Origin of the sequence: Metallosphaera javensis (ex Hofmann et al. 2022), from assembly GCF_022064045.1 — an archaeon.
Taxonomy (GTDB): domain Archaea; phylum Thermoproteota; class Thermoprotei_A; order Sulfolobales; family Sulfolobaceae; genus Metallosphaera; species Metallosphaera javensis.
Genome location: NZ_JAKNCW010000057.1, coordinates 1 through 423, shown reverse-complemented (window position 1 = coordinate 423; position 423 = coordinate 1). Strand labels below are relative to the sequence as shown.

Below are 423 nucleotides of genomic sequence, written 5' to 3'. Positions count from 1 at the left end.
ATCCCCTAGCTCCGGCGTATCCAGCGTGCAGTTATCGCCTTCAACCACCTCAATATCCTTCACAGCCCCATCAGAAAACATATCCTATTCTAACATCTATGTCTACTCCCTACTAGGCAATACGAGCACCGCTGCTAAGAAGTATCTCTCTAATGATACCGCTGGAGGCGAGGTGTATTACTACTACTCCAGTCCTGGTGCGGCAATATTAGCGCTGAACGCAACAACAAAGGGGCTAGTCCATGTATACAATTCTACTAACAAGCCCGCAGCCTCAGGGGATCTATTCACATTCAATTATACTGGCAAAATGTATTATGTGAATGTCACTGCAAAATCACCAATAGCGATTACCTTCCCGGTGGCAGGAGATCCACTTGTGGGTAGCGACGTGGCACCCGCAGGCTCCACCATAGGTGTACT

At 48.2% G+C, this 423-nt stretch carries 1 pseudogene; it reads left to right on the top strand.

Annotated elements, in window-relative coordinates:
• A pseudogene (locus L3N51_RS12375) lies at positions 1-423 on the top strand (archaellin/type IV pilin N-terminal domain-containing protein); the annotation flags it as partial.